Source organism: Nonomuraea sp. NPDC049646, from assembly GCF_044465525.1.
Taxonomy (GTDB): domain Bacteria; phylum Actinomycetota; class Actinomycetes; order Streptosporangiales; family Streptosporangiaceae; genus Nonomuraea.
Genome location: NZ_JBITLU010000001.1, coordinates 768,282 through 792,754, shown reverse-complemented (window position 1 = coordinate 792,754; position 24,473 = coordinate 768,282). Strand labels below are relative to the sequence as shown.

The 24,473-nt window shown below is 71.9% G+C and carries 24 protein-coding genes; 12 read left to right on the top strand and 12 right to left on the bottom strand.

Annotated features, from left to right (window positions below; all coding sequences use genetic code 11):
* Window positions 1–167: 167 nt before the first annotated feature.
* Window positions 168–758, bottom strand: coding sequence for a DUF4240 domain-containing protein (locus ACIBQ8_RS03585; protein ID WP_397190943.1), 591 nt, complete (start codon window positions 756–758; stop codon window positions 168–170).
* A gap of 261 nt (window positions 759–1,019) precedes the next feature.
* Here ACIBQ8_RS03585 and ACIBQ8_RS03580 point away from each other — a divergent pair, with 261 nt between their 5' ends.
* The gene (locus ACIBQ8_RS03580; RefSeq protein WP_397190942.1) at window positions 1,020–1,760 is read left to right on the top strand and encodes a WD40 repeat domain-containing serine/threonine protein kinase; all 741 of its coding nucleotides are present in this window, start codon (window positions 1,020–1,022) and stop codon (window positions 1,758–1,760) included.
* Between the two features lie 37 nt (window positions 1,761–1,797).
* On the opposite strand, the gene ACIBQ8_RS03575 is transcribed toward ACIBQ8_RS03580, so the two are convergent.
* Both ACIBQ8_RS03575 and ACIBQ8_RS03570 read right to left on the bottom strand, forming a co-directional pair.
* Window positions 1,798–2,703 (bottom strand): S41 family peptidase, encoded by a 906-nt coding sequence (locus ACIBQ8_RS03575; protein ID WP_397190941.1) that lies wholly within the window; start codon window positions 2,701–2,703, stop codon window positions 1,798–1,800.
* Window positions 2,704–2,815: 112 nt separating this feature from the next.
* Window positions 2,816–3,790 carry a DUF5937 family protein gene (locus tag ACIBQ8_RS03570; protein WP_397168746.1) on the bottom strand — a complete coding sequence of 325 codons (975 nt, stop codon included), beginning with the start codon at window positions 3,788–3,790 and terminating at the stop codon, window positions 2,816–2,818.
* Window positions 3,791–3,858: 68 nt separating this feature from the next.
* On the opposite strand from ACIBQ8_RS03570, the gene ACIBQ8_RS03565 reads away from it, so the two are divergent.
* Window positions 3,859–4,866 (top strand): alpha/beta fold hydrolase, encoded by a 1,008-nt coding sequence (locus tag ACIBQ8_RS03565; protein ID WP_397190940.1) that lies wholly within the window; start codon window positions 3,859–3,861, stop codon window positions 4,864–4,866.
* Here ACIBQ8_RS03565 and ACIBQ8_RS03560 read toward each other — a convergent pair.
* On the bottom strand, window positions 4,764–6,290 hold the full coding sequence (locus tag ACIBQ8_RS03560) for a carboxylesterase/lipase family protein (protein WP_397190939.1): 1,527 nt from the start codon (window positions 6,288–6,290) through the stop codon (window positions 4,764–4,766). The genes ACIBQ8_RS03565 and ACIBQ8_RS03560 overlap by 103 nt on opposite strands.
* A 93-nt stretch (window positions 6,291–6,383) precedes the next feature.
* On the opposite strand from ACIBQ8_RS03560, the gene ACIBQ8_RS03555 reads away from it, so the two are divergent.
* The 3 genes from ACIBQ8_RS03555 to ACIBQ8_RS03545 all read left to right on the top strand — a co-directional run bounded on the left by ACIBQ8_RS03555 (window position 6,384) and on the right by ACIBQ8_RS03545 (window position 8,592).
* Window positions 6,384–6,989, top strand: a complete 606-nt coding sequence (locus ACIBQ8_RS03555) for a TetR/AcrR family transcriptional regulator (RefSeq protein ID WP_397190938.1) — start codon at window positions 6,384–6,386, stop codon at window positions 6,987–6,989.
* A 96-nt stretch (window positions 6,990–7,085) separates the two neighbouring features.
* Window positions 7,086–8,057 carry a helix-turn-helix domain-containing protein gene (locus ACIBQ8_RS03550; RefSeq protein ID WP_397190937.1) on the top strand — a complete coding sequence of 324 codons (972 nt, stop codon included), beginning with the start codon at window positions 7,086–7,088 and terminating at the stop codon, window positions 8,055–8,057.
* 130 nt (window positions 8,058–8,187) lie between these two features.
* On the top strand, window positions 8,188–8,592 hold the full coding sequence (locus ACIBQ8_RS03545; RefSeq protein ID WP_397190936.1) for a hypothetical protein: 405 nt from the start codon (window positions 8,188–8,190) through the stop codon (window positions 8,590–8,592).
* Window positions 8,593–8,659: 67 nt separating this feature from the next.
* Here the strand turns inward: ACIBQ8_RS03545 and ACIBQ8_RS03540 are convergent, their stop codons facing one another.
* Window positions 8,660–9,502: a universal stress protein gene (locus ACIBQ8_RS03540; protein ID WP_397190935.1), complete on the bottom strand. Its 843-nt coding sequence runs from the start codon at window positions 9,500–9,502 to the stop codon at window positions 8,660–8,662.
* A 92-nt stretch (window positions 9,503–9,594) separates the two neighbouring features.
* Here ACIBQ8_RS03540 and ACIBQ8_RS03535 point away from each other — a divergent pair, with 92 nt between their 5' ends.
* Window positions 9,595–9,789 carry a hypothetical protein gene (locus ACIBQ8_RS03535; RefSeq protein WP_397190934.1) on the top strand — a complete coding sequence of 65 codons (195 nt, stop codon included), beginning with the start codon at window positions 9,595–9,597 and terminating at the stop codon, window positions 9,787–9,789.
* A 79-nt stretch (window positions 9,790–9,868) separates the two neighbouring features.
* Here the strand turns inward: ACIBQ8_RS03535 and ACIBQ8_RS03530 are convergent, their stop codons facing one another.
* On the bottom strand, window positions 9,869–11,689 hold the full coding sequence (locus ACIBQ8_RS03530) for a M4 family metallopeptidase (RefSeq protein ID WP_397190933.1): 1,821 nt from the start codon (window positions 11,687–11,689) through the stop codon (window positions 9,869–9,871).
* A gap of 219 nt (window positions 11,690–11,908) precedes the next feature.
* Between ACIBQ8_RS03530 and ACIBQ8_RS03525 the strand changes: the two genes are divergently transcribed.
* Window positions 11,909–13,222, top strand: a complete 1,314-nt coding sequence (locus ACIBQ8_RS03525) for a hypothetical protein (RefSeq protein ID WP_397168733.1) — start codon at window positions 11,909–11,911, stop codon at window positions 13,220–13,222.
* A 478-nt stretch (window positions 13,223–13,700) separates the two neighbouring features.
* Here the strand turns inward: ACIBQ8_RS03525 and ACIBQ8_RS03520 are convergent, their stop codons facing one another.
* From ACIBQ8_RS03520 to ACIBQ8_RS03505, 4 genes are all read right to left on the bottom strand, one after another.
* Window positions 13,701–14,246, bottom strand: coding sequence for an NUDIX hydrolase (locus ACIBQ8_RS03520; protein WP_397190932.1), 546 nt, complete (start codon window positions 14,244–14,246; stop codon window positions 13,701–13,703).
* A 60-nt stretch (window positions 14,247–14,306) separates the two neighbouring features.
* Entirely contained in the window at window positions 14,307–14,792 is a 486-nt protein-coding gene (locus tag ACIBQ8_RS03515; RefSeq protein WP_397168728.1) for a hypothetical protein, read from the bottom strand.
* Between the two features lie 279 nt (window positions 14,793–15,071).
* Window positions 15,072–15,464 (bottom strand): peptidase inhibitor family I36 protein, encoded by a 393-nt coding sequence (locus ACIBQ8_RS03510; RefSeq protein WP_397168726.1) that lies wholly within the window; start codon window positions 15,462–15,464, stop codon window positions 15,072–15,074.
* Between the two features lie 319 nt (window positions 15,465–15,783).
* Window positions 15,784–16,209 carry a hypothetical protein gene (locus ACIBQ8_RS03505; protein ID WP_397190931.1) on the bottom strand — a complete coding sequence of 142 codons (426 nt, stop codon included), beginning with the start codon at window positions 16,207–16,209 and terminating at the stop codon, window positions 15,784–15,786.
* Between the two features lie 204 nt (window positions 16,210–16,413).
* Here ACIBQ8_RS03505 and ACIBQ8_RS03500 point away from each other — a divergent pair, with 204 nt between their 5' ends.
* Both ACIBQ8_RS03500 and ACIBQ8_RS03495 read left to right on the top strand, forming a co-directional pair.
* Window positions 16,414–17,973, top strand: coding sequence for a hypothetical protein (locus tag ACIBQ8_RS03500; RefSeq protein WP_397190930.1), 1,560 nt, complete (start codon window positions 16,414–16,416; stop codon window positions 17,971–17,973).
* Entirely contained in the window at window positions 17,966–19,210 is a 1,245-nt protein-coding gene (locus tag ACIBQ8_RS03495; RefSeq protein ID WP_397190929.1) for a WD40 repeat domain-containing protein, read from the top strand. Before ACIBQ8_RS03500 ends, ACIBQ8_RS03495 begins: the two co-directional genes overlap by 8 nt.
* Window positions 19,211–19,223: 13 nt before the next feature.
* On the opposite strand, the gene ACIBQ8_RS03490 is transcribed toward ACIBQ8_RS03495, so the two are convergent.
* Window positions 19,224–19,868 (bottom strand): TetR family transcriptional regulator, encoded by a 645-nt coding sequence (locus tag ACIBQ8_RS03490; RefSeq protein WP_397168720.1) that lies wholly within the window; start codon window positions 19,866–19,868, stop codon window positions 19,224–19,226.
* 75 nt (window positions 19,869–19,943) lie between these two features.
* Here ACIBQ8_RS03490 and ACIBQ8_RS03485 point away from each other — a divergent pair, with 75 nt between their 5' ends.
* Together ACIBQ8_RS03485 and ACIBQ8_RS03480 are read left to right on the top strand one after the other, a co-directional pair.
* Window positions 19,944–20,873, top strand: coding sequence for a zinc-binding dehydrogenase (locus ACIBQ8_RS03485; RefSeq protein WP_397190928.1), 930 nt, complete (start codon window positions 19,944–19,946; stop codon window positions 20,871–20,873).
* A 176-nt stretch (window positions 20,874–21,049) separates the two neighbouring features.
* Window positions 21,050–22,900, top strand: coding sequence for an N-acetylmuramoyl-L-alanine amidase (locus ACIBQ8_RS03480; protein ID WP_397168716.1), 1,851 nt, complete (start codon window positions 21,050–21,052; stop codon window positions 22,898–22,900).
* A gap of 25 nt (window positions 22,901–22,925) precedes the next feature.
* On the opposite strand, the gene ACIBQ8_RS03475 is transcribed toward ACIBQ8_RS03480, so the two are convergent.
* The gene (locus ACIBQ8_RS03475; protein WP_397190927.1) at window positions 22,926–23,747 is read right to left on the bottom strand and encodes an MBL fold metallo-hydrolase; all 822 of its coding nucleotides are present in this window, start codon (window positions 23,745–23,747) and stop codon (window positions 22,926–22,928) included.
* A gap of 113 nt (window positions 23,748–23,860) precedes the next feature.
* Here ACIBQ8_RS03475 and ACIBQ8_RS03470 point away from each other — a divergent pair, with 113 nt between their 5' ends.
* Window positions 23,861–24,469 (top strand): helix-turn-helix domain-containing protein, encoded by a 609-nt coding sequence (locus ACIBQ8_RS03470; RefSeq protein ID WP_397168714.1) that lies wholly within the window; start codon window positions 23,861–23,863, stop codon window positions 24,467–24,469.
* The last annotated feature ends 4 nt before the right edge of the window (window positions 24,470–24,473 follow it).

The following is a 24,473-nucleotide window of genomic DNA, read 5'->3' as shown; positions in this document are numbered from 1 at the left end:
CGTGACGCGTCACCGTTCCCCGGAAATGAATGCCCCGGCCAGGAGAACATCCCCGGCCGGGGCATTCTCCCGCGCGGCGACGCCGTTGCGCCGGCAGTCAGCCCGGACACCCGCGCGTCCGAATCTCACTACGAGTTAGCCAGCGACCACGGCACAAGCCTGGTGATCTAAGCGCGGCCGAACAGGTCGCGGATGTACCGAGTACTTCGCGGCAACCGGCGGGCCGACTCCTCTTTGTCGTCCAGATCCCACTCCTCATCCGAGGGATTGGGCAATGAGTCGAGAACATGGCCACGAGCCTCAAGAGCGGCGGCCAGGGATTCCCAATCCCTGCCTGTCGCCTGCTCCCACGCCCGGAGGGCCACGTAACCCAACTCCTCGAACTCCGGCCGATCCTCGTCCGAGCGCCGAACGCGGTCACGTTGCATGGCGTTGAAGCGTCGAACCTCAGGAACGTCCATGAGGGTGTCGGGGTCGCTGGTCACTCGTTCGAAGGTCTCCCGGCCCAGGCTGATGACCCAGAAATAGAAATACCAGACGCTGTCCAATCCGCCTACCAGGTGCAAGGTACGCGCCGCGCCCCACATCAGATAGGTGTCCACCTGGCATCGGGCCACCTCCATCCATGAAGCGAAATCGAGGATGTCCTCCGCGGAACGCCTCACCAATCGCTCATGGAGCCATTCCAGGCGCGCCTCCCTCCCGGCGGTTTCTCGCGCGGACTCCTCGATCAGGTGCCAGAACTCGTCGATGTCCATGTCGGCTGATCTTCACATGACCCGACGACATTTCGCCGGCTCAGGGCGTCGGCCGACGCAGATCACTCTCCCCGGGGGGTTGTTCCTGAAAAAATCTCCGGTGGACGGACGACCCGGTGACGGCGTGCCGTGGGCTGGAACGCTGCCGGGACGTGAACACGGAGGTGCGATGGACTTGCCGCGCTGGCCGGAGCCGCTGCGGCCGGGTGATCCGCGCTGGGCGGGGGCCTATCGGCTGGAGGGGCGGCTGGGGGTGGCGGGATGGGGCAGGTGTTCCTGGGACGCTCGCCCGGCGGACGTCCGGTCGCGGTGAAGCTGGTGCGGCCCGACCTGGCCGACGATCCCGGGTTCCGGCGCCGGTTCGCCCTGGAGGCCGAGGCCGCCCGCCGGGTCGGCGGGTTCTGCACCGCCCAGCTCGTCGACGCCGACCCCCAGGCCGACCCGCCTTGGCTGGTCACCGCCTACGTTCCCCGCCCGTCCCTGCAGCAGGCCGTCGATGCGCACGGCCCGATGCCCACGGAGGCGGGCACCGTGTTGGGCGCGGGGCCGGCCGAGGGGCTCGGCGCGATCCACGCCTGCGGCCTGGTGCACCGCGACCTCAAGCCGTCCAACGTGATCCTCGCCGCCGACGCCCCCCGCCTTATCGACTTCGGCATCGCCCGCGCACTGGACGACACCTCCCACACCCTCTCCCACGCAGTGGTCGGCACCCCGTCGTTCATGTCCCCGGAACAGGCGCGAGGCCGCGAGATCGGCCCGCCCAGCGATGTGTTCTCCCTCGGGCTCGTCGCCGTCGCCTTCAGCCCGGACGGCGCCACCCTGGCGGTGGCCGACAAGGACGGCATCCGGCTGTGGGACGCGGCGACCGGCCGGGCCAAGGCGACCGTGACCGACCGCAGGGCTGCCGCACTGGCCTTCCACCCCGACGGAACCTCCCTGGTCTCAGGAGGCTGGTTCGTGGACGCCGAGGGCTGCCGGCTGCGGCCGGTCGAAGGCCCGTGACCGGGTCACGGAAGGGCGTCCGGTGCCGCCGGCGGCGTCAGCCTGACAGCCGGGCGAGGGCCAGGGCGTGTGCCCGGTCGAGGGAGTCCGCGGCGGCGCAAGGGACGTCCGGCTGCACGCCGCTGCCCTCCCAGTTCGTGCCCGAGACGGGGTTGACGGCGCGGCCGGTGGGGACCGTGGCCTCCAGGTGCGGGTGCACGGTCCAGCCCCTGCACGGGTGCGCGCCGCCGCGGGTGGGCTCGCCGACGACCACGGCCCGGCCGAGCTGCTGCAGGTCGTAGGCCAGTTCCTCGGCGGCGGAGAACGTGGCGCCGCTGGACAGCACGTACAACGGCTTGCTGCCGCCGAAACGCGCGCCGGGGACGTGCGGCAGGCTCCAGGACTGGTCGCTGCGCCCGCCGCCGCGCCAGTGCATGGTGTTGAGGTGGGTGCGCTCGTCCAGGAGGTAGCTGCAGACGAAGGCGACGGTGTCCGGGTCGCCGCCCCGGTTGCCGCGCAGGTCCACGATGAGCGCCCGGGCGCGGGAGGCCAGGGTGAGGGCGGCGCTCAGCGGTTCGGCGGCCCAATCCAGCGGGAACAGCATCGGCGCCAGCTCCACCACGGCGACCCCTCCGTCGAGCAGCTCCACCCGGGGCGCGCCGCCCAGCGAGGTGTCGTAGTCGCGGCGGATGGATTCCAGGGTCGCCGCGCCCTGCTCGGGCGACACCGGGTCGGCGTGGTGCTTCAGCCTCAGGTGTTTGTCGCCGTTGACGGACTGCAGGTCCGCGGTGACCAGACGGGCGAGTTCCGCCGCCTCGCCGACGTCGTAGGCGCCGTCGGCGAGACGTCGTCTCAGCAGGGCGGCGAGCTGCTCGGCTGTCTCGGGGAAGACGTAGTGCTCGGTCAGCAGGCGGGCTGTCTCGTCGATGACGGGGGCAGGCCGAAGGTTCGTCAGGGGCGTCATGGCGGGAAGTAGAGCACCGCCCTTCGGCAGACGTCAAAGAGCATGCATGTGCAACGCGGCGCGGCCCAGACTCCCCGTGATCCGGCGCCCGCCGGCCCCTGATCGCCGCCGGTCAGTGGCCGTCCGGGACCGGGCCGTCCATCAGGTGGTTGGCTCGGTCCGTACGCAGGTGGAGGGCCGTGCGGCCCATGCGTTGCGTCGACACCAGGCCCGCACCCCGCAGCGCGTTCAGGTGCTGTGACACCGCGCTCGGCGTGACGCTCAGCCGGACGGCCAGGGCCGCGGTCGTCAGGGGTTCGGCCAAGGCGGCGAGGATCAGCGTTCTCGTGTGGCCGAGCACCGGGATCAGGCCCGTCAGCGCCGGCCGGGGCGACTCCCACAGCAGGCCGACGCCCATCGCCGGATAGCGGATCGACGCGGCGGCGACCGGGGCCTTGTCGACGCCCACGTCCGGCCAGTTGAAGACGCTGGGCTGCAGGACGAGGCCATGCCCGCCGGAGTCCACCGTGTGCGCGGCGTGCGGGGTGCGCCGGCCGTGCACGACCAGCTGGCCGTCGTCCCAGGCGAGGTCGCGGTGCAGCTCGGCGAACAGCGCCTGCACCCCGCCCTCGACCAGGGTCAGCGCGCGCCGGCCGATGTCGGCCTCCAGCACGGCGCGCATCCGGCCCCAGTGTGGCGCGATCAGCAGCTCGTGGCAGCGACGCAGCGCCTCGGCCAGCCGCGGCAGGACCGCCGCGGGCTCGGGGGCGTCCTCGGCCGGCATGCCCAGGACCGCGCCGTACTCCTGCCGGAAGAAGTCCTCCCGCGTGGCGCGTACCAGGTCCAGCTCCGCCGCGATGGACGGCAGGCGCTGAGCCGGCGCCGGGAACAGGAACGACGGCAGCGGCCCGGCGATCAGCGCGCGCAGCAGCGGCAGCTCGCTCTCGCGCGCCAGCAGCGGGCGCGCCCGGCGCACCCAGGGCCGGTGGACGGCATGACCGCCCGTGCCGAACAGGATCCGCAGCGCCAGCACCGTCTCGCCCAGCGGCGAGACGGCGAAGCGCACCTTCGCGACCGACGCCGCGGTGAACCTGATCTCGACCGCCATCCGCCCTCATCATGTAGCTGTGGCTGAACGATAGCCGAGGCGCGCGGCTTCCCCGCAGGCTGGCGGGCATGGACTTCTTCACCGCCCACGACGGCGTCGAGCTCGCCTGCCACGCATACGGCGACGGCCCCCCGGTGGTCTGCCTGCCCGGCGGGCCGATGCAGGCCGCCGCCTACCTCGGCGACCTCGGGGGCCTCTCGGCGCACCGGCGGCTGATCATGGCGGACCTGCGGGGCACCGGGCGGTCCGCCGTGCCGCCGGACACCGCCTCCTACCGTTGCGACCGCCTCGTCGACGACGTCGAGGCCCTGCGCGAGCACCTTGGGCTCGACCGGATGGACCTGCTCGCCCATTCCGCGGGCACGAACCTGGCCGTCCTCCACGCGGCTCGCCATCCCGAACGCGTCGGAAGGCTCGTGCTGATCGCTCCCAGCGTCGCCGCCGTCGGCATCACGGTCACTGAAGAGGTCCGGCGGGAGACCGCCCGGCTGCGCGCGGGGGAGCCCTGGTTCCCGGGGGCGTTCGCGGCCCTGGAGCAGGTCATGTCAGGGCAGGCCAGCCGCGACGCCTTCCGGGCCATCGCGCCGTTCTGGTACGGCCGCTGGGACGAGACCGCCCAGGCGCACAAGGCCGCCGAGGACGAGCAGCGGAACGACGAGGCGGCAGCCGTCTTCGCCGCCGAGGGCGCCTTCGACCCCGACGCCACCCGTGCCGCGCTCACCCGTCTCGCCTCGCCGGTGCTGCTGCTCGCGGGCGAGACGGACCTGAACTCCCCGCCCGCCGCGGTGGCCGAGCTCGCCGCGCTGTTCCCGCACGCCGAGCTCGTCGTGCAAGCCGGTGCAGGGCACTTCCCGTGGCTCGACGACGCCGGCCGGTTCGTGGCCACGACCTCGGCGTTCCTGCGTCAGGCGCCCATCCGGCCGGAGAGCGCGCCCGTCGCCGCAGTCCCTCGCGGCTTGTCCGCAGAACCGGCTCAGCGGCGCGGCGCCCCGGGGGCCGCGTCCCCGTCCGGCGGGAGGTCGAAGGGCGCGGGGGAGTGGCCCGCCCAGATCCGGCGGGAGACCTCCTCGGGGTAGGGCAGGGTCGCCGGCTCGGCGTCCAGGACGCGGGTCAGCCGCAGGCCGGGCCGGTGCGCGGCCCATCCCGCCTCGCCGGTGGTGACGAAGCGGACCCATGCCTCCTGGAGCTCGCGGGAGAGCGCGACGGCCTCGGGGGCGGGCTCGTCGCCGAGGAGCTGCGCGCCGACGGGGCTGTCCGGCGTGCCGAAGGCCAGGGGGACGTCGAGGCTGTGGCAGGCGCCCAGAGCGCCGCCGAGCGCCGGGGCGGCCCAGCACAGTTCGAACAGGTACGAGCTGCCGCCTGCCACGGCGTTCGCCTCGGCCAGCAGCTGTGACGGCATGCGGAAGAGCGCGTCGGAGTACACCGTCTCCACCAGCTCCTCCGGCCCGGCCTGCGGAAACCCGTCGCGGTACGCCTGCGGGCCGTGCGGCCGGGGCGCGAACAGGTCCAGGGCCGCGTGCGCGTCCTGCTCGGTGAAGGTGCCCTGCCGTCCGCTCATGACGCTGAACAGCCGGAACTCGTCCCGGGTGTGACCGGCCAGCAGCTCGATCCCGTCCGCGCGCCCGCCGGTCAGCGCGGACCAGGGCGTCTCGGGCAGCACCTCGCCGTCGACGACGGGGCACAGGGCTGTGCCGGTCGCCGCTAGCCGTCCCCAGCTCTCCCGGTGGGCATGGAGGCCGGCGTTGAAGGAGGTGAGCTCCGCGGCCAGGCGCCAGGGGTCGGTGTCGCGCAGGGCCGCGGCGGTGGGGGCCGCGCCGAGCCGGTCCGCGAGCGCGGCGGTGACCTGCCGGGCCAGCGCCGGGGTGCTGTGCAGCCCCGGCACGGAATGGGCGACGGCCCGCCGGAACAGGCCGCGCGCCGGTTTCATAGTCAGCAGGGCGGCCACCGACCCCGCCCCGGCGGACTGCCCGGCCACGGTGACCCGGCCGGGGTCGCCGCCGAACGCGGCGATGTTCCGCTGCACCCACTCCAGCGCCGCGACCTGGTCCAGGAGCCCGCGGTTGGGCGGCGCGTCGTCGAGGAACGCGAAACCCTCCGCGCCCACGCGGCTGTTGACGGTCACCACGACGAGCCCCGCCCGGGCCAGCGCCGCCGGGTCGTACATCGGGTCGCTCGACGCCGCCGAGACGTAGCCGCCCACGGGGAGCCACACCAGCACCGGCAGCCCGGCCGCGCCCGGATCCGGGGTGCCGACGTTGAGCGTCAGCCAGTCCGTGCCCTGCGGCGGGCCCACGTCGACCGGCAGGGACAGCGGCGCCGCGGGGCCGAACTCCGCCGCCTGCCGGGTCCCGTCCCAGCGGCGGGGCGGGGCGGGCGCGGCGAAGCGGAGCGCGCCGACCGGCGGCCGGGCGTACGGGATGCCGCGGAACACCGCGTGCCCCCGCCGCCGGCGCCCCTGCACCACGCCTTCCGCGGTGCGCACCCTCGGCTCTACCGACATGACGGCTCCTTCCTCGAAACGGACCCCCATGGTTATAGGTCAAGTGTATTATGTCAACTGTATGGAAAAAGGCTGACGAGGGAGAGGCCCGCGATGCCGAAACAGGTGGACCACCGCGAACGCCGCGAAGCGATCGCCCGCGCGCTGTGGCGGGTGGTGGCGCAGCACGGCGTCGCGCACCTGACGACCCGGGTGGTCGCGCAGGAGGCCGGCATCTCCCTCGGGCAGCTCCAGCACTACTTCGCCTCCCGGGCCGCCATGCTCTCCTTCGCCATGGACCTCGCCTCCGAGCAGACCTCGCTGCGCGTCGAACGGGGCCTCGCCCGCCTCGGCGACCGTCCGCACCCCCGCGACGTGCTGCGGCTGACGCTCGCGGAGATGCTGCCCCTGCACGCCGACGCCCGCGCCACCAGCCGGATGAGCGCCGCCTACGTCCTGGAGGCGCTGCACGACGAGGCCGTCCACGAGCAGGCCCGCCGCGGCCTCCTCCAGGGACGGGCCCTAGTCGAGCGGCTGGTCCGCCAGGCGATCGACGACGGGCACCTCGCCCCCGGCCGCGACCCGGCGACCGAGACGAACCTGCTCCTCGCCCTCACCGGCCTCACCCCCCTCCTCGAACTGGACGTGATCACTCCCGAGGACGCTCTCACCACCATCGACCTGCATCTGGACAGGCTGTTCGCCGACGGGACCCGGTGAGCGCCCGCCGGGCGCCGGGGCCGGGCGGGTTGTGCGCGAGACCTTGAGCGGGTGATGCTGGGGCGGCCCCGGAGCGGAACTTCGATGTGGAGGCCCATGGACGTGGTCAGCTTCGCCGACGTCCCACCGCAGGAGCGGTTCGCCTACTGGCGCGAGATGAGCTCGAAGATGTGGATGCCGCTGGACGCGTCCTGCGAACCGGGCCGGGAAGACGCGTTCCAGGCTCACGTCGCGCTCGGCGGCATCGGCCTCGTGCAGGCGACCCTGCTGACCGCGCCGTCGCTGACGATCCGGCGCACGCCCCGGCTGATCCGCCGCTGCGACCCCGAGACCTTCTTCGTGACCTGCGCCGTCCGGGGTCACGCCGGCGGCGGGCAAGCCGGTCGGCAGGCGGAGCTGCAGGTCGGGGACCTGATGCTGCGGGACAGTTCGCAGCCCTATGTGACCACGTTCGGGTCGAGGGGCCCCGCCGGCGGCCAGGTGCTGTCACTGCAGTTCCCGCGCTCCTTGCTGCCGCTGCCCGAGCGGGGCCTGCGGGAGCTCAACGCGGTGCCGATCCGGGGCGACCGGGGGATGGGCGCGCTGGCCTCGCAGTTCCTGCTCCAGTTGGCCCGGCGTCTGGAGGAGTTCAGCCCGGCCGAGGCGGCGCGGGTCTCCACCCTGACCCTCGACGTCCTGACCGCCGCGCTGGCCGGCGCCCTGGACGCCCGCAGCGCGGTGCCGCCGGGCAGCCGGCGACGCGCGCTGCTCGCCCGGATCCACGCCTTCGTCCAGGCGAACCTGGGCGAGCCGGACCTGACCCCGTCCGCCATCGCCGCGGCGCACCACATCTCCCTGCGGTATCTGAACAAGCTGTTCCACGCCGAAGGACACACCGTGGCCGGCTGGATCCGCGAGCGCCGCCTGCGGCAGTGCCGCCGCGATCTCGCCGAGCCGCACCTGGCCGGCCAGCCGATCAGCGCGATCGCGGCCCGGTGGGGGTTCACCAGCCCGGCGCATTTCAGCCAGGCGTTCCGCAGCGCCTACGGGCTGTCGCCGAGCGAGTTCCGCCGGCAGTGCACGCAGTAGCGCACGCGGTAGTGCGCGCTGGCTGAACATCCGTGCACGCAGCCGAAAGCCCTGCTCCGGCCGCGGCGGGCATGCTTTTGCCTGGCAGGCAGCACGCCACGGGAATTCCATGAGCAGAGGAGAAACCCCCATGAAGACAGCGGGAACGTTCAGGAAGGGCCGCCTGCTCGGCGCCCTCCTGACGATGGCGACCGCCCTCGCGGTCACCACGACGGTCGCGAACCCACCTGCCTCGGCCGAGGTCACAGACGCCCGGAAGGCGGCCGGGATCAGCAGATGCCTCGGGCTCTGGGCCCAGGACGGCAGGATCAAGCTCCAGCACCAGAGCCGGTGCGGCCCCAACGGCTTGTACCACATCCACGTCTGGAGCCCTGGTCGCGACACCAACAGCGGCACCTACACCTACAGCGGCGTCGCCCTGACGTTCAACAACCCCTGGCCGGTGCCCGCGGGCACCAACATCTGCGCCGAGCTCTGGCACCACGAGCCCGGCGGCGGCTATTCGAGCTGGGGCCTGCCCTGCGACAGGATGTGACGCCGGGCTGAACCGGCACGCGAGAGGCGGCTGCCCCGGTGGCCGCCTCTCGCTCGGCGCCGGCCCGTCAGCCGGACGCGGGGGAGTCACCGCCGGGAGGCACCACCGCCACCGGGCACGCCGCGTGGTGGAGCACCCCGTGGCTCACCGACCCCAGCATCGTGGAGGCGAACTCGCCCAGCCCGCGCGAGCTCACCACGACCAGGTCGGCCGCGGACGACGCGTTCCTGAGGGCGGCGACCGGATGATCGCACACCTGCTCGTCGACGATCCGCACGTCCGGGTTCCCCTCCCGCCATGGGACCACCTTCTGGACGGCGTCGCGGGCGTGCTCCTCGAAGCTCTCGCCGAACGTGCTGTAGGCGGAGGCGTAGGAGGACAGGATCGGCGGACGCCAGGCGTAGAGCACCAGGAGCTCCGCGTCCTGGGCGCGGGCCTGCTTCAGGGCGTACTCCATGGCGGCCGGTGAGCGCCGGCCGTCGAATCCGACCACGATCCGGCCGTGGCGCAGCGTGGCGGCCTCCCGGACGACCACGACCGGGCACGCGGCGTGCCCGGCCAGCGCCAGGCTCGTGGAGCCGAGCACCATCCCGGCGAACCCGCCCCGCCCCCTGCTGCCCAGCACCAGGCTGTCGGCCTCCGCCGACTCCCGCACCAGGTCGTGCACCACCGGGTCGGGCAGGATCTCCGTGCCGACCTCCATGCCGGGAAACAGGCCGCGCACCCGGTCCGCCGCCGATTCCAGCATCCCGGCGCAGTATTCGGCCGTCCCGGCGTCGCCTGCCCACGGCTCGCACACGTGCACCAGGCGCAGGTCCAGCGAGCGCCTGCGGGCGTCCGCCGCGGCCCACTCGACGGCCGCCATCGAGGGCGGAGAGCCGTCCACGCCCGCCACGATCCGTCCAGCCATCTTCCGCCTCCCCCGAGCCCCTGCCCTTCCCCCTACCCCGAAGCCACCCACCGTCATGTCTGGCCTGCCGTGCGTTCTCCGCCGGCGGGGAAGTGGAAGGCGCGGAAGAGCTGGCCGGGGCACACGTCGTCGCTGATCCGGACGCGGTCATGACGGTCCTGGCCTTCCTCCTCGGCCCGTTCCGGTGGCTCGAACCGGGCTTCTGGGCGGCGGTCTGGCCCTTCCGTCAGATCCTGCGGTTGTTCGCCTGGATCGGGCGGGTTCTGTCGGCGTTGGGGGATCTGTAGCGGCGGCGTGCGCGGCCGCCGGCCCCAGCCGGGGCACAGCCCGGCTGGGGTCTCCTGCCGTGCGGTGGGCGTCAGCGGCTCATGGGACCACGGTCACGGTGAGGGTGGCGGTGTGGTCGAGGGCGACGCCGTCGGCCAGCACCGTGATCGGGTACGTGCCGGACGCGGTGCTCGCGCCGGCCGTGACGGTCAGCGTGGAGGTGGCGCCCGTGGTGATGCTCGCCGGGCTGAAGGAGGCCGTCATGCCCGCCGGAAGCCCCTTGGCGTACAGCGAGATCTGCTGCGGGGCGCCCGAGACGACGGCGCTGCCGACGGTGACGCTCACGCTCTGCCCGGCCTGCACGGTCGCCGCGGCGGGGCTGACCGCGACCGAGAAGTCGCACGTGAACGGCTCACCGGCCCGGACGGGCACGCGGACGGCGTTCCACGCGGCCTTGACCGTGTTGTACTCCAGGCACGACCCCGGGAACATGTCCAGGGCCGCCTGCAGCGAGGCGCGGCGGGCCATGGTGTGCGGCCAGGCCGAGGTCTTGCGCAGCAGCGTGCCCATGTAGATCTGGCCCGCCTTGCGCGCGCCGAGCCCGACGATGGAGGAGGAGTCGCAGGTCGGGCTGGGCGGCTGGCCGTTCGCCGGGTTGCTGCCCTCGGCCAGCAGGTAGAACCAGTGGTTCTGGACGCCGGCCCCGACCTGGGGCGGCATCGACGGCACCGCGCTGCTGAAGCAGTCGGGGTGACCGGGGATCAGCGACGGCTTGTACATGTAGCGGATCGGGCCGTTCCCGTCGACGTCGACCTCCTCGCCGACGGTGTAGTCCGGCGGGTCGAGGGTGGCGGGCTCGTTGGCGTACTGCTCGGTCAGCGCGCCGAAGATGTCGCCGGTGGACTCGTTGAGTATGGCCTTCTCGTTGTCGCCGAGGTCGAGGCCGGGCGTGGTGGCGAAGACGGAGTGGCCGTACTCGTGCGCCACGACGTCCATCGCGGTGAGCTGGCGCCGGTTGTCGGAGGTGTGGCCGAAGGCGGCGTTGACGCCGTTCCAGTAGGCGTTGACGTCGTTCAGGCCGACGCGGGCGGGGTAGCCGTCGCCGGAGCCGTTGAAGCCGTTGCGTCCCAGCCAGGACTTGAGCATGTCCCATTCGGTGTCGATCGCGAAGAGCGTGTCGACGCAGGCGGTTTCGAGGTTGGTGCCGCTGCCGTTGCCCCAGAAGTCGTCGGGCCCGGTGAAGGCGGCGCCGTTCGGGCCGCCGCAGCGCACGTTCCGCCGTACCGGGTCGATCATGGCGAAGGACGAGCCGGTCGCCATGGTGCCGATGGTCACCGGGTTGCCGTTGTAGTAGCTGTTGCCCACCCCCTCCTTGACCTCGTCGGACTTCAGGACGACCGCGCCGGTCAGCGCGTCGACGAAGACGTGCAGCCTGCTCTCCCTGCCGTTGACGGCGCCGTGCACGAGCACCTCGTAGGCCAGCCGGCCGCGTCCCTGCGCCATGACCACCAGCCGGGGCGTGCCGATCGAGGACACCCGGGGAAGCTGGCTCCTGGCCACCCGGGCCGCTTCGGCCGCGCCGAGCCTGGGCGTGGTGGCCACGTCCAGGGGGCTTTCCTGGGAGACGGAGGTGCTCACGACCTCGCCGGTGGCGGCGCTGACCACGACGAAGTCGCCGCCGTAGACGGGCAGGCCCGCGTACGTGCGGGTGTAGGGCGTGTAGCGCAGGCCGCCCTGCCCTTCGATCGGGCCCTGCCGTACGTACGCGTCCTCGGGCGAGCTGTGGAGCAGTGCGGGCCTGGCCTTCACCAGGAGGTCGGCGGGATCGCCCTTGGAGGCGTCCGCCGGAGCGGGGACCGAAGTGGCCACGAGCACGCAGACGGCACTCGTGACCAGGGCTAACACGGCATTGCGTCTCATGGGGTCGCTCCTCTTGCGCCGCTGGGCGATCGATGGGGTCACCTGCATTTGAGTTGATGAACTACAGGAGGTCAATATCGAGGTAAATAGGCGGAAAAATCGGGATTTATGGGCTTTTTTGGGGTGGGTAACTGGCGGAGCCGGACGCGGGCTGCACGTATCTGAGGCACGCCGGACCCGCTCGGGAGGGGCAGCCACACACATCCCCAGGAGGCGTCCATGCCAAGGATCGGGTTCGAATGGCAGTTCCAGCGTGACGAGCTGAGGTTTCTGGCGGAGACCAAGAACGGCTGGCAGACCGAGGCCGCCCTGCCGTCCAAGGGACGCGTCTGCTCCTGGCAGGACCCCGGGGTCGCCGTCGAGTCCGACGGCGGCGACGTCGAGATCATCACCGACCCGGTGACGACGTGGGCCGACCTGCGCCGTCAGCTCGTCTTCATCGGCGAGCTGATGACCCTGCTGACGGGCCGTTCGTCCGACGCCACCAAGCTCCCCGGCACGTTCCTGCGCTCCGACGAGCAGGAGGGCGACACGACGACCGGCTCCAGACGGTCGAGCAGGGCCCGGACGAGCACCAAGACGCAGGCCGTGCGCGTGGCCCAGGGACACCTGCGGCCCCACGACGACATCCAGCCGACCGACGCGCTGCACTTCGTGCCGGGCACCAACATGGGCAACGTCCTGGCCGTGTCCCTGGCGGCGCCCATCAAGCGGTGCGACTTCGACTCCACCGGCAACCCGGTGATGACGACCGTCTACGCCAAGGGCGACGTGCTGGGCCTGACCGCCGGCAGGGATCTCGCCCACGGCACGGCCCAGGCCACCCTGGACGTGCAGCTGGCCGAGCTGCCCGCCCGGCTCGGCGTGCTCGGCTTCGATCCGAGCGCCCAGGTGGGCGCCTGGCTGAGGGGACGCCACCAGACGCCCAACCTCATCGGGTTCGTCACGCTGATCCAGTACATCCTGTGGGTCTTCGCCCATCAGAACCTCACCACCGGCGACGGGCCGAAGGCGGGCTTCGCGCTGCTGCCGCGCACGAACCTGCGCTCGGTCTACATGAACGCGCTGACGGACGTGGAACGGTCCGCCTTCGACGCCATGGTCAACGCCCTGTCCGACGGGGACAAGAATTCCCGGGTGTGCCCCCGGCCGTACGGGCTGGGCGGGCGGCAGACGTATGACAACCAGCTCACCCTGTTCTGGTGGCTGCGCTCGATCCAGGCCGGCGACCCCGGCCAGGGCGACGAGACGCTGGCCGTCCACATGAGCGGCGACGGCCCGCGCGGCATCGCCTACGACGCGATGTCCCCGCCTCGCGGCTACCCCGCCCACGAGCCCTTCGCCGGACGGCCGGCGGAGTGGTTCACCTACTCCATGGGGCAGAAGACGACGCCGTACAAGGCGACGCACGTGGTCGTGGAGTACCGGCAGACCGACCTCTTCGGCCTGAAGAACGGCATGGGAACGTACGAACAGTTCGTCACCGCGGCGATGGACGCGGCCCGCAGCGCCGGCCTGGACATGCCGCACTGACGGCCCCCGGACCAGCCGGAACGGCTCAGGGGCGGGCGGGGCGGCAGGAATGTCGGGCGGCTCCGTTCTCTCCCGGGCAGGTTGAGCGGGGAGAGCGGGCTGCGGGCCGGTGTGTCGCCCTGAATTTAATCTACATTGTAAAGGCGTCCGGCTCGGCGGCTACGAGGCCAGGTCGCCGCAGCCGCCAGCGGCAGGGTGACCCGCTGGGAGGTCGCCCAGGCCGACGAGGCGGCCCGGCGGTTCTACCCGCGCATGGGCGCCACGCTCGTCGGCAAGAAGATCGGCTGCTCGCAGCCGAGGTGACCCTCCGCACGACGCTCTGTCCGTGTCGGGAACGCCGACCGCTCGGCGCGGGCGGCCGGTAAGGTCAGCCTGCATGTACCCGGTCACGATCTCCTCCCCGAGGCTGGCCCTGCGGGAGTTCGTCCCGACGACGTCGACGGGCTGCTGGCCGGCTGTCGGGACAATGCGCCGGTGCTCACGGCTTCAGGTATCCGGCGGCGACCAGCCCCGCGAAGGCGATGTCGGTGTCGGTCATCTGCCCGCTGAGCACGTGCTGGACGAACGCGTCCACCGGCATCAGCACGGTCTCGACGAACTCGCCGTCACCCGGCCTCGGCTCGGCGACCCTCCGGCATCCGCGGGCCAGGACCGCGTGGCGGCGATGCGAGGCGTACGACGCCAGGAAGGTCTGCATGACCACCTCCAGCGTCGCGGCTTCGTAGCCGGTCTCCTCCAGCAGTTCCCGCGCCGCCGCGGCCTCGACCGGTTCGTCCTGGTCCGCGTTTCCGCCTGGCAGTTCCAGCAGTACGCGTCCAGGCCCGGGCCGGTACTGCCGGGCCAGCACCACCTGCTCGTCGTCGGTGAGGGCGACGACCGCGACGGTCGCGCCGCCCACGAGGATGTCCCACACGTCCTCGTTGCCGTCCGGGTAGCGGTAGCGGCGGGCGCGGACCTCCAGGAATCCGGCCGGCTCGTCCAGTTCACCCGTCTGCGTCCACTCGCTGACCCTGGCATCACCCATAGGCCAAGCCTATGGATCAACAGGCCCTCAGCGCGGACGCCGTCGCCGTGGCCCGCAGACTCATCCGGAGGAAGAAACGAGATTCACTGTGTAGTCCACGACGATTTTTGCGTCGACATCTTCTGTGAAGGCGTGATAGTTGCACTCGATCGTCTGGAAGCCGTCGATCTCGTCGAAGCGTACCTTGCGGTTGTAGGGGCCTTGATAAGGAAGGTCTTCGTCGAGAAACGCTATGTGTTCTTCCAGGCTCTGGTTGAATACCAGCATCTGGTTGAGATGCCCGTCGGTCTCCTGGTCGAAGTGCGAAACCGTAAGCCGCTTCGTGACGTTGTAGGTGAGGCTCTCGCCTGGCTTGATGCGTGTCGCCCCGCTCGGATGCATGGGTTCTTCGAGGTTCAGGCGCAGATACAGGGATTCGGCCTCGAAGGTTTGCTCGTCGTCCGCAGCGCGGACGATCCTCGCGGTTATGCCGCCTTTCGGCGAGACGCTACGCGTGCCTATGTTGTGAATGGTCGCCAAAGAAACGTCGATTGTTTTGGTGGCCATGATGTCCTCGCCGCTACATCGTGCAATCGATCCATGTCGTACGGTAGCCACGTACCCAGCCGGCGGCGTCGGCAAAGACGTAGGCCGGGCTCTCCTGAGCGAGGCGGGCCTGGGAGGGGGCTCGGGCGGGGCCGTGATGCCGAGGTGCGTCAGGCTCAGATGCCCGAGCGGAGCTCCGTCGGCGATCTGGTTCCGGGTCGAGCGTCCCCGCAAGCCGGTCCGACGGCCTCCGTGGCGTCGGACCGGACTCTTTTCCGCTGGATCACCGGCGGATGCGGACTACATGGCGCAGTTTTCCTTTCTCCACTGGATCCGGGTGACGGTCACGGGGGAGCTGACCGTTTCGTATCCCGCTGCGGGGTGAATGCACTGCGAGACGGCGGTGCCGCTTGAGTAGACGTAAGAGACAAGGACGTGGTCATACGGGGAGGCCGTGCTGTTGTTGAAGAAGGCTCGGATATTTTCGTACTGGCTGTTGGCCGGGGTGACCGGCCCCCAGTCTTCGTCGCCGGTGACGATCATCTGCCCATCTGCCGTATACAGGCAGAAGTAGCCTCGCGGGCAACTGTCGATGGGGCCGGGAAGGGGGGCCGCGCTCGCGGGTGACGCGAACGCCGGTCCCGCCAGAAAGAGGGCGGCGACGACGGCTGCCGGGATGAGTCTTTTCAGCATGAGTTCTCCTCGCCTTGTTGCCTGAGCAAGCCCAGGCTGGGGAAGGGCCGCCTGCCGAGCGGGTAACGGCAGGCGGAGGCCGGTCCGGGTGGCTGGTGGAGTGTCCACTGGGGCCCGGCAGCCGCGCGAGGCCGAGTTCGAGTGCGTGGCCGCTGAGCTCGGCACGGCGCACACCGCATCACCGTCGGCCCCCCACCGGACGGCCAAGCCGACGACCGGGCCCGGTTGGGACGGTCCGGGGCGCGGCCCCGGCAGTCCGGTCGGACGGCCTCCGTGGCGTCGGACCGGACCGGTTCAGCTGGACTGTCGGCGACGCCCGTTACAGGGCGCAGTTTTCCTTTCTCCACTGGATCCGGGTGACGGTAACGGGGGAGTCCACCGTCTCGTGCCCCGCCCCGAGGTCACCGTCCTCCGCGCGGTGAATGCACTTCGAGTACGCGGCGCCGTTCGAGTAGACGTAAGAGACAAGGACATGGTCATAGGTGGCAACCACGCCGTTGTTGAAGAAGGATCGGACGCCCTTGTACGGGCTGTTGGCCACGCTGACCGGCCCGTAGTCCTCGCCACGGCCGATGCTGATCTTCGTGCCTTCGGAGATGACCTCGGTCGAATACATGCAGAAGTCTCCGGCCGCGCACCCGTACGCCTTGTAGGAGGAAAGGGCTTCCGCGCTCGCCGGCGACGCGAACGTGAGCCCAGCCAGAGAGGCGGCGGCGACGGCTGCCGGGATGAATCTTTTCAGCATGAGTTCTCCTCGCTTTGTTGCCTGGGCGTTCCCAGGTCATGAAAGGGGCGGCCCGCCGAGCGGATAACGGCAGGCAGGGGCCAGTCTTAGCGGCTGCTGCATTGTCTGGAACCCCGATTCGCCACCTGAACAAAACTTGATCAACTCGCACTGCGCTGGGTACGTTGTGCTGGTTTGCCCGTATTCGGGGATATGGGGGATCGTGTGGGACGTCGTGAACGGCCGGTCGATCCGGCGGACGGCCCGGTAGCCGCCTTCGCCGTGGAACTGCGCAAGCTCCGCCAGGAGGCGGGCGGGCCGTCCTATCGCGCGATGGCCGCCCGGGTGCCGTGCTCGGCCGCGACGCTGGCGCAGGCCGCCGCGGGAGACCGGTTGCCGACCCTGCCGGTCACGCTGGCCTACGTGCAGGCGTGCGGCGGAGACGTCGAACAGTGGCGGACCCGGTGGGAGCAGGCTCTGGCCGCGACCCGTGAGGCCACCGGCCCGGGCGGGGATCCGGGGCGGGCGCCGTATCGGGGGCTGGCCAGGTTCGAGACGGCCGATCAGGCGTACTTCTTCGGCCGGAGCGCGCTGGTCGAGCGCGTGGCCGAGCTGGTGCAGGCGCATCGCCTGGTCGTGGTGGTGGGGCCGTCGGGCTGCGGCAAGTCCTCGTTGCTGCGCGCCGGGCTGGTGCCGAGGCTGCGCCCGCGCGGGGTGCGGGTGGTGACGCCGGGCGCCCATCCGCGGGAGACGCTGGCGGAGGCGGCGCTGGCGGGGGCGTCGTTGCCGAAGGCTGGTGGGGAGATCGGTGGGGAGGAGGTGATCGTGGTCGACCAGTTCGAGGAGACGTTCACGCTGTGCCAGGACCCAGGCGATCAGCGGGCGTTCATCGACGCCCTGGTCACCGCCGGCACCGACGACCGGGGCGGCCGGGTGGTGCTGGCCGTCCGCGCGGACTTCTTCGACCACTGCGCCCGCCATCCCGCGCTCATGGAGGCCGTCCGGGACTCCACGGTCCCGGTCGGCCCGATGAGCCGATCGGAGCTGCGCGAGGCGATCACCAAGCCGGCCGCGGCCGCCGGACTGATCGTCCAGCGCGAGCTGACCGCCACCGTCATCGAACAGGTGGCGGGCGAGCCCGGCGGGCTGCCGCTGATGTCGCACGCCCTGCTGGAGACCTGGCGCCGCCATCACGGCAAGGCACTCACCCTGGCCGACTACGAGGCCACCGGCGGCATCCACGGCGCCGTCGCCCACACCGCCGAGAACCTCTACGCCGACCTCACCCCCACCCAGCGGCTGCGATTACGCGAGCTGCTGCTGCGCCTGGTCACACCGGGGGAGGCCGGCGCCCAGGACACCCGCCGCCCCGTGCGTCGCGCCGAACTGCTCACCGGCGACCCGCACGACCCCGGCCCCGTCCTGCTGGAACGACTGGCCGCCGCCCGCCTGATCACCCTGGACGACGACACCGCCGACCTGGCCCACGAGGCGCTGCTGACCGCCTGGCCCCGCCTGCGCTCCCGACGCCACGATCAGCGCGAACGGCAAGGTCATGGCGCTGTGCGTGCCCGGCGCGCCGGTACAGCTGTGGGACCTGGACGACGGCCACAAGATCACGGCGTCCTGGGCGCCGAGGCTGTCGGCCGAGCAGTGCCGGGAAGAACGCCTGTTCCTCGCCCCGGACGGGCAGCACCTGCTGCTGGCCGAGGACGGCCAGGTCCGGCAGTGGCGTCTGCCCGATGGCGAAGAGGCCCCCGCCCTCCCGGCGCCGGACGTGTATGAGATCGGGTTCAGTCAGGACGGCTCCTTCCTGGCCACGGCCGGCAGGGACGAGCTCCTGGTATGGCGGTCGGGCCAGGCCGGCGAGCTGCTGTTCCGGCACCCTCTCGGCGGCGAGCGCGCGTTCGACCTCAGGATCGACCCCGCCGCTGACCGTCTCCGCTACCTGGCCGGGGCGCTCACCGGTCTGACCACCGTCCGCACGCTGCGACTCAACGCCGCCTTCGACAGCGGCCGGCGAGACGACCTCGCCACGGGCGCGACCTTCAGCCCCGACGGCCGGCGCCTTGCCCTCACGTACGCAAACCGCGTGGAGTTGCGTGACGGCGCCGGCGGACAGCGCCTTCCCGGACCACCGCCAATGCCCTGTCCGGCGACCACCTCAGGACGGCCCGGATGCCGCGCCGTCGCCGCCTTCCGGCGTGACGGCCGGCTTCTGGCCTACGGCGACGTCCTTCAGGCCCCGTGGCTGAAGGCATGGCTGTGGGACCTCGACAGCCGGCGCGTCAGCGCGAGCTCGCCTCTGCTGCCGTCGGGACAGGATCTCGCCTTCGCGGGCAACAGCCTGCTGATCAGCGGCGTGACCTTCGCCGGCTTTCCCCCTGGCATCACGACGACCGCCGTCTGGGATCCGATCAAAGGCCGCATCTCCGCGACCGTGCCCGGCATCACCGGCCGCCTCGCCGTCGATCCCGCCGAGCGACTGCTGGTCACGACGCAGGGGCAGATCGCCGATCTCACCACCGGAACACCGGCGCGCCGTGAGGGCGGGACCGGTGTGGCCGGCGCGCTGGCCTTCAGCCCTGACGGACGTTTCCTGGCCGTCGGCAGCGGGGGCGGGCAGACCGCGCTGTGGGACGGCACAGCGCAACGACACCTCGGCACCCTGACGTCCACCGCCCTGGCCGCGGACGTCAGCGCGCTCGCGTTCTCCCCGGATGGGCGCGTGTTCGCCGTCGGGATGACCAACGGCGCGGTTCAGCTGTGGGACACCGACACCCGGCAGCCCATCGGAGCGCCCATCGCCACTCCTGGCGGCACCGTCCTGGCCATGAGCCTGCGCGGCAACGCCCTTCACGTCGCAGCTGAGCGCATCCCGTACCAGCGCTTCGACCTCACCCCGGAGGTCGCGGCCGCCAAGGTCTGCGACAGGGCGGGTCAGGGTCTCACGCCGGAGAACTGGGCCGCCTATTTCCCGGGACATCCCTTCCAGTCCACCTGCGGTCGTGACGCCGGGTGAGGGTCCGCGTGGGTCAGGTGTGGACCGGCTCGTCGCCGGTGAAGGTGGCCGCCTGTGGTGCGGCGGTGAAGACGGTACGGAGTTCGGTGAGCAGGTCGTCGAGCGTGGCGCCCGGTGAGGCGGTGGTCCAGCCGCGCAGGGCGGCGTGGAAGGCCGCCACCAGCAGGTCGAGCGCCAGCCTGGGCCGCTGGTCGCGGTCGCCGAGGCCGAGCCGCCTGCGCAGGGTCGTCTCGAAGGCGGCGCTGGTGCGGTCGCAGAACTGCAGCCCGTGCGCGGCGATGGACGGCGTACGCTGCGACAGCTCCTGACTGAGCCGCACGCGGGTCACCCATTCCGGCCCCTCCGCCGCCATCCGGCGCACCGCCGCGAGCATCGCCTCCTGCAGCACCTCCAGCACGGGACGGCCGCCGAGCGGCGCGTGCTCGACGTCGTCGAGGAGCGCGGTCCACAGTGCCTCCAGCGGGGCGGAGGCGACCTCCTCCTTGCTGGCGAAGTTGCGGAAGAACGTGCGCTTGGAGACCTCGACCTCCGCGCACAGCTCGTCGAGGGTCACCTGGTCGAAGCCGCGCTCGGTGAACAGCGCGAGCGCGGTGTCCACCAGGGCGGCCCTGGTCTTGAGCTTCTTGCGCTCGCGGAGCGGCAGCAGGTCGGCGGTCATCGTCCCCAGTGTATCCCGAGGGCATATGCCTCCTATAGGCTTATGCCACTCAGTGGCACTTTGGAGGATGTCGTCATGCGCGCTCTGATCGTCGACCGTTCCGTTGCCGGTGGCCTGCGGGTGGGGCGGGCGCCCGACCCGGTGCCGGCGCCCGATGAGGCGCTGGTCCGCGTCACCGCCACGTCGCTCAACTACGGCGAGGTCAGACACGCCCTGCAGGAGGCGCCCGAGGGCACGGTGCTGGGCTGGGACGCCGCGGGGGTCGTCGTCCAGGCCGCGGCCGACGGCTCGGGGCCCGCCGCGGGCACGCCCGTGGTCACGCTGGGCCCGGACGGCGGGTGGGCCGAGCTGCGGGCCGTCCCGGCCGACCGGATCGGGGTGGTGCCGCAGGGCGCGGACCCCGGCGCGATCAGCACGATCCCGGTCGCCGGCGCCACGGCGCTGCGCGCGCTCGACCGGCTCGGGCCGATCCTGGGGCGGCGCGTGCTGGTCACCGGCGCGACGGGCGGCGTCGGCCGGTACGCCGTGCAGCTCGCCCGGCTCGGCGGCGCGTACGTCATCGCCGCCACCGGCGACCCGGACCGGCACGGCGACGGGCTGCGCGCGCTCGGCGCGGACGAGATCGTCGCCGCCCCCGCCGAGAGCGGCGGACGGCTCGACGGCGTCCTGGACATGCTCGGCGGCGTCCCGCTGGTCGAGGCGTTCGACCAGCTCACCGAGGGCGGCACGCTGGTCGCCGTCGGCCATTCCACCGGCGAGGGGGAGAGCTTCCCGTTCGGCGCGCTGTTCGGCGGGCCCGACCGCCACGACCGCTCGCTCGTGACCTTCCACCTGCTCTACTGCCACGGCCTGCACCGCGACCTGACCTGGCTGGCCGGACGGGTCGCGGGCGGCACGCTGAGCCCGGAGATCACCTGGCGCGGCGGCTGGGACGACGCCGCCGAGGCGGCCACCGCCCTCCTCGACCGCCGCGTGCACGGCAAGGCGGTGCTCGACCTGACGTGAGAGCGGGCCGGACGAGTGAGGCGGAGAGCCTGCACGGGGTCCAGGGTCTCCCGGGGAAGGGGGCCGGGTCCCCGGAAAGAAAGGTCCGAGGTCTCCAGAAAGAAAGCGGAAAACTATGACATGTGACCTCCAGCTGGGCCCGTATCCGTGCGACGGTGCAGGTGGAGGTGGTGGTCATGACGACGACGATGACGATGCCGCAGGCGTTCGAACAGGCCGCGAGGAGACACGGCGTGCCGGAGAGCGTCCTGCTCGCCGTCTCGTACATGGAGTCGCGCTGGGACTGCAACGGCGGCAAGCCGAGTACGGCCGGCGGGTTCGGCCCCATGCATCTCACCGACGGCGCCATGCTGCGCACCTCGCGGCACCACCACATCGACGGGGAAGAGGACCCGCGCGGTGACGACGCGCGGCCCGTGCTGCGTCCCGCCGAGCCGGCGGAGCGGCCGGGCGGCCTGCCCGCGTCCCTGCACACTCTCGAACGCGCCGCCGAGCTGACGGGGGAGAGCGTCGAGCGGCTGCGCAAGGACCCGGCGGCCAACATCGACGGCGGCGCGGCGCTGCTCGCCGACTACCAGCGCGCCCTGGGCGCGCCGGCGAGCGCCGACCCCGCCGACTGGTACGGGGCGGTGGCGCGCTACTCGGGCGCCACGGCCGAGGAGATCGCCGCGAACTTCGCCGACGAGGTGTACGAGGTCATCCACGAGGGCGCCACCCGCATGACCGACAGCGGCACAGAGGTGCGGCTGCCGCCCTCTCCCGAGGTGTCCCCGGTGCGGTCCTGGCTGACCAGGCTGGACCTGCCCCGCCTGGCCGGCGCGGACGCCGTGGAGTGCCCCGACTCGCTGTCCGGCGAGTGGATCCCGGCGCCGTACAGCGAGCTGCCGGCCGGCAAGTACGGCAACCACGACATCGCCGACCGTCCCACCAGCCAGACGATCCAGTACATCGTCATCCACGACACCGAGGAGCTGTACGACAAGACGCTCGACCTCGTGCAGGACCCGAAGGAGATGAGCTGGCACTACACGCTGCGCTCGCACGACGGCCATCTCGCCCAGCACGTGCACACCAAGGACGTGGCCTGGCACGCCGGCAACTGGTACGTCAACGCCAAGGCGATCGGCCTGGAGCACGAGGGTTTCCTCGCCGCCGGCGGCACCTGGTACACCGAGGCGATGTACCGCACGTCGGCCAAGCTCGTGCGGTACCTGGCCGACCGGTTCGGCGTCCCGCTGGACCGGGCCCACATCCTCGGCCACGACAACGTGCCCGGCCTGCTGCCGGACAAGGTGCAGGGGATGCACGAGGACCCCGGCCCGTACTGGGACTGGGCGCACTTCTTCGACCTGCTGGGCGCTCCGCTGAGCCCCGACGGCGACGCCGGCACGGCCACGGTCATGATCCGGCCCGACTACGACACCAACCGTCCGCACTACATCGGCTGCGACAAGGACCATCCCGAAGCCGACTGCCCGGCGCACGGGGCGGGCTCGGTCTGGCTGCACACCGAGCCGCGCGAGGACGCGCCCCTGGTCAAGGACATCGGCAAGCATCCGACGGGCGAGTCCACGTTCAGCGTGTACGACCACGCCGCCCGCGCCGCCACCGGGCAGCGCTACGTCGTCGCCGATCGGCAGGGCGAGTGGACCGCCATCTGGTACCTGGGGCAGAAGGCGTGGTTCCACAACCCGGAGTCCGCGCCCGTGGCCGTGCCCAGCCGGGCCCGGACGGCGACGCCCCGCCCCGGCCTGGACTCCGTCCCGGTGTACGGCCGCGCCTACCCGGAGGAGGCGGCGTACCCGCCGGACGTGGAGGCGCAGCCGCTGGTCCCGCTGCAGTACACGTTCCCGGCCGGGCAGGCGTACACGGTCGGACTGACCACCACCGGCGAGTACTACAAGGCGACGACCTTCGACACCACCCAGCACCGGGTGGTCCGCGGAACCCAGGAGTACCACCAGATCCAGTTCGGCCACCGCGTCATGTTCGTCAGGAGCGAGGACGTCGTGGTGACCGACGCCTGAGCCGCAGCCGCGGCCCGGAACCGGATCAGCCGATCGGCGGCGCGAGGTACTCCAGCGCGTAACCCTCGCCCGAGGGAGTGACGCGGGCGACGCCGGGTGAGTCGAGGTGGGCGCCGGCCACGAAGTGGTGTGGCCGGCTCAGCCTTTCGAGCAGCGCCGCTCGCGCGGCGCGGGCCCGCGACTGGTCGCCGTCGAGCTCCCAGGACACCTCCGGCTGATCGAACTGCAGCGTGGGGACGTGCACGGTGTCGCCCCAGACGAGCAGGCAGCCGGCGCCGCTCCTGATCTCGTAGACGGTGTGCCCGGGGGTGTGGCCCGGCGTCGGGAGCGCGGTGGCCCACTCGTTGATCGCCGCCTTCTCCGACACGGGCACGACCCGGTCGCGGATCGGCTCCAGCCGCCGCCCGGCGAAGACCGAGGCGTCGCCCGCGCCGATCCACACGCGCTCCAGTTCCGGGAACGCCTCCGAGCCGTCCGGCGCGATCAGGCCGCTCACGTGGTCTTCGTGGTTGTGGGTGATGGCCGCGTCCGTCACGTCCGCGCGGTCGAGGCCCGCCTCGTCGAGCGCGTCGTAGATCAGCCCCATGGTGGGGACGTGCCAGGCGTCGGACGCGCCGGTGTCGATGAGCACCGACCGCGTGCCGTCGGTGACGTAGAAGGCGTTGACCGACAGCCGCAGGTTGCCGCCGGCCAGCGGGACGGCGGCCGGCAGCTCGCCGAGCGGGCGCCCGCCCTCGTCGCGCAGCCGCGTGGGCGGCATGTCGATGTACCCGTCGCGCAACGCGATCACCCGCAGCTCGCCGAACTCGAACGTGGCGTGGAGCCGGCCACCCGAACTGAAACGCATGGAACCTCCGTCATGTCGGGCGCGCATCGCCCGTCTTCGATAGAAGACTCTATCTTCTTTAGAAGAAACCCTACACTGTGGGACAGCGAGGTACCGATCGATCGAGGAGCACGGTGGTCGAGAAAGACGGAAACGCGGCCGAACCGCAGCACGGTGACGACCTGGCCGGCGCGTTCGGCGTCAACGTGCGGCGACGTCGCGAGGAGGCGGGGCTGACGCTGGAGCAGCTGTCCGCGCAGTCGTCGGTCAGCCGGGCGATGTTGTCCAAGGTCGAACGCGGTGAGAAGAGCCCGACGATCGGCGTCGCCTCCAGGATCGCCCACGCCCTGGACGCGTCGCTCTCGGACCTGATCGGCGCGCCGGCCGGGGCCGCGTCCGGCGTGGCCGTCGTCATGCGCAAGGACCATCGCCCGGTGTTCCGCGACCCGGAGACCGGCTTCGAGCGGCACATGGTGTCCGCGGCCCCGGGCGCGGGCGGAGCCGAGATGGTCTTCCACCACCTCCCCGCCCAGGTGTCCACCGGGCTGCTGCCCGCCTATCCGCCGGGTACGGAGAAGCAGCTCGTGGTGCTCGAAGGCACCCTCACCGTCGCGATCGGCGGGATCAACGAGACCCTGGAGACGGGCGACTCCCTGTTCTTCCAGGCCGACGCCGACCACGGCTTCGCCAACCGGACGAACGCTCCCTGCGAGTACATCATGTTCATCTCGCGCCGGCCCTGATCGC